Source organism: Streptomyces sudanensis, assembly GCF_023614315.1.
In the GTDB taxonomy this organism is placed as follows: Bacteria; Actinomycetota; Actinomycetes; order Streptomycetales; family Streptomycetaceae; genus Streptomyces; species Streptomyces sudanensis.
The window spans coordinates 818,220-821,323 of sequence record NZ_CP095474.1 but is presented as its reverse complement, the minus strand read 5'-3'; the positions used below and the strand labels follow the sequence as shown (position 1 = coordinate 821,323).

Sequence of the window (3,104 nt, the reverse complement as noted above, 5' to 3'; positions counted from 1 at the left end):
CNNNGNNNTNNCNGACGCAGTNGTCGGNNTTGCCTGCGTCAGATGTGTTCCCGGACCCGCCCCGCGCCNGGGGCNNGTCCCGCGCCCGCCCGGCCGCCGGGACCGGGACGCGCCCCAGGGCCCGCCCGTCCTTCGCCGGCGGTACGGAAACGGCCGGAGGGGCGCGACCGCGTGGTTCGAGCCGTCTCCACCGGGTTAGAAGAGGGAAGGGACAACGATCACCGCGGGCACGGCTCAAAATGAACGAGACCACCCTGTGATCGCGAACGGCGTGCCGACAGGGGCCGTGGTGCTGAATACTGCGGGCAGGGCCGGTCCGGTGCGGTGAGCTGGAGGGGACGGTCGCGTGAGCGAGATATCTGGGACGGCGGACGGCGTCGTGTGGCAGTGCAGCCCGCCTGGCTCGATCTACGACTACATCGGAGCGGCGTCGTTCTCCATAGGTCCCGACGGGTTCGTCGACCAGTGGAGTCTGCGCGCCGCGGAGATGTTCGGCCTCTCCGCCGAGCAGGTGGCGGGGCTGGATCCCGTCGAGGCGTTCCTGCCCGCGGAACTGCGCTCACGGGGCCGCCGCAGGGTCGTCGAGATCCTCGACGGCAAGGAGTGGACGGGCCTGGTCCCCTTCCGCGTCCCCGGTGAGCGGCACGCGCGCGGCCTCGCCGAGGTGTACGTCATGCCGAGCGAGACCGAGCGCGGTGAACGCGGCGCCGTCTGTATCGCCGTGGACGTACGCGCCCTACGCCGCATCGAGACCGACCTCGCCTCCTCGCAGGCGATATTCGGCCAATCCCCTTTCGGTTTCCTGCTGTTCGGTACGGACCTGACGGTCCAGCGTGCCAACCGGCGCTTCGCCACCGTCTTCGGCGGCACCGCCGAGGACCACCGGGGCCGCACCGTCCACGACTACCTCTCCCTCCCCGAGGCCGGCCGGATGACCGCCGCGCTCCGCCGCGTCCTGGAGACCGGCGAGCCCGTCACCGACATGGAGATCACCGGTACCGCGCCCGGCGTCCCCGACCGCCGCCACTGGTCGGTCAACCTCTACCGCGTGCACAGCGGGTCCGGCCGCCCCATCGGCGTCGCCGGGCTCATCACCGACGTGACCCGCCGTCACAACGCCGCCCGCGAGGTCGCCAGCGCCCGCCGCAACCTCGCCCTCCTCAACGACGCGACCGCCCGCATCGGCACCTCCCTGGACCTGGAGACCACCGCCCGCGAACTGCTCGACGTCGCCGTCCCCGGCTTCTGCGACCTCGCCGCCGTCGACCTCTACCAGGGCCTCCTCACCGGCGACGAGGCCCCACCGGGCCGGGCCGGGGGACGCACCGCCCAGCTCCGCCGCGTCGCCTTCGCCAGCGCCGTCTCCGACACGCCGCCCCTGGTCGGCCCGCCCTCCGCCGGCGGCGCCGACTGCTGCGGGTCCGAGCCCCCCCGCGTCGGCTCCGTCCACCGCTTCCCGTTCACCTCGCCCTGCGCCACCGCCCTGAGCACCGGCCGCCCCGTCCTCGTCCCCGACGACGGCGGCCCCGTCCACTCCACCCTCGCCGTGCCGATGGTCGCCCACGACACCGTCGTCGGGCTCGTCCAGTTCTCCCGCACCAAGGGCAGCGAACCGTTCGGCGAGCGCGACCGGGCCCTCGCCGTCGAACTCGCCGCCCGCGCCGCCGTCTGCATCGACAACGCCCGCCTCTACCGCCGCGAGCACGAACGCGCACTGATCCTCCAGCGCAGCCTCCTCCCGCCCGGCGACCCGGAGGCCGCCGGACTGGACATCGCCTGCCGCTACCTCCCCGGCAACGACGCCACCGAGGTCGGCGGCGACTGGTTCGACGTCATCGACCTGCCCGGCCACCGCACCGCCCTCGTCGTCGGCGACGTCATGGGCCGCGGCCTGCGCGCCGCCGTCGCCATGGGCGAGCTCCGCACCGCGGTGAGGACCCTGGCGCAGCTCGACCTCGAACCGGCCGAGGTCCTCTCCCACCTCGACGAGATCGCCCGCGGCCTCGGCGCACCCATCGGCACCCAGTCCTCGCGCGCGGCCCACCGGCCGCGCGGCCCCGAACTGTCCGAGGTGTACCTCGCGACCTGCGTGTACGCCGTGTACGACGCCGTCACCCGGCGCTGCACGTTCGCCAACGCCGGGCACCTGCCGCCGGTGCTGGTCGCGCCCGGCGGGGAGGCGCGGCTGCTCGACGTGCCGCCGGGGATGCCGCTCGGCGTCGGCGGGGAGCCGTTCGAGGAGGTCGAGGTCGAACTGCCCGAAGGGGCGCTGCTGTCCCTGTACACCGACGGGCTCGTCGAGTCCCGCGACCACCCCCTGGACGAGGGACTCCAGGCGCTCCGGAGCGTCCTCACCGGCCCCGAGCTCCCCCTGGAGGACGCCTGCGACCACGTCCTCAACACCCTCGACACCCGGCACGGCCAGGACGACATCGCGCTGCTGATGGCCCGGGTGCGCGGGCTGCCCGCCGAGGCGGTCGGCGACTGGCGCCTGCCGCGCGAGCCCCGGTCGGTGGGGCGCGCCCGCGAGCTGGCCCGCGACCAGCTCACCACCTGGGGACTGGAGCCGCTGATCGACACCGTCGAACTGCTCGTCAGCGAACTCGTCACCAACGCCCTGCGCTACGGCGAGGGGGAGATCCGGCTCCGGCTGCTGCGCGACCGCACGCTGGTGTGCGAGGTGTGGGACACGGGCCTCGTCCAGCCCCGCCGCCGACGCGCCCGCGACACCGACGAGGGCGGGCGCGGGCTCCAACTCGTCGGGCTGCTCAGCGCCGGCTGGGGCTCGCGCAGGACGCCCCGCGGCAAGACGGTCTGGTTCGAGCTGGCCCTCCCCGACGGCGAGGGGGCGGCGGAGCCCACGGTGGAGCAGCTGCTCAGCATGTTCTGACGGGGCGCCCCGCCTCATCGCGGCCCTCCCACCCGGCCCGGCCCGGCTCCGCACGGCGGGCCGGGCCGCTTCTGGTTCCGTCCGGCGGGCCGGTCCGGGCCGGGCCGCTTCCGGTTCCGTCCGGCGGGCCGGGCTGTTCCGCCTGCCCAGCGACGCCTGCCCGGCGCCGCCCACCCGACACCGTCCACCCGGCGCCGCCCACCCGACACCNGTC

Annotated in this window: 1 protein-coding gene; it reads left to right on the top strand. The window is 75.0% G+C overall.

Annotation, left to right across the window (positions count from 1 at the left end):
* Positions 1-346 precede the first annotated feature (346 nt).
* Positions 347-2,890, top strand: coding sequence for a SpoIIE family protein phosphatase (locus tag MW084_RS03650; RefSeq protein WP_029553894.1), 2,544 nt, complete (start codon positions 347-349; stop codon positions 2,888-2,890).
* Positions 2,891-3,104: the final 214 nt, after the last annotated feature.